Source organism: Faunimonas sp. B44 (genome assembly GCF_052655945.1).
The window spans coordinates 1-556 of sequence record NZ_JBQYEX010000055.1 but is presented as its reverse complement, the minus strand read 5'-3'; the positions used below and the strand labels follow the sequence as shown (position 1 = coordinate 556).

Annotated in this window: 1 pseudogene; it reads left to right on the top strand. The window is 61.2% G+C overall.

The window, feature by feature from the left end:
- Positions 1 to 36: 36 nt before the first annotated feature.
- Positions 37 to 556, top strand: a pseudogene (locus ACUN0C_RS20220) (hypothetical protein); the annotation flags it as partial.

Sequence of the window (556 nt, the reverse complement as noted above, 5' to 3'; positions counted from 1 at the left end):
CACCCTTCTCAACCACTACTTCAAGGTCCTGAACTGATGATCCCCTTCACGATTTCGAACGGCACCCTGACCGTGTTCCTCAATGGCCGTCCGCAGACGGTCGACCGCTCCCATGTGAGCTACGACACCATCGTCGAGAAGCTCAAGGCCGGCGAGACCGACGGCATCGAGGATCTCCTCGACGTCCGCACCGCGATCTCCGCCAAGCTGGAGAAGTACGGCGACGTCGAGGTCGGCTACGACACGATCCTGTACAAGGGTCATGGCGTCAGCAACTACCTCGTCGACGTCATCTTCCGGCTGCTCGCTGAGGGCTTCGACATCACGCCCTGGGCGCTCTTCCTCGACAACCTGATGAAGAACCCATCCAAGACGGCGGTCGACGAGCTGTATCTGTGGCTCGAGAAGGCCCAGATGCCGCTCACCCCGGACGGCTGCTTCCTCGCCTACAAGAAGGTTCGGGACGACTACGGCTCCTACTACGACAACGGCAAGACGATGAACTCGATCGGCTCCGTCGTCGAGATGCCCCGCAACGCCGTGGACGATCGCCGTG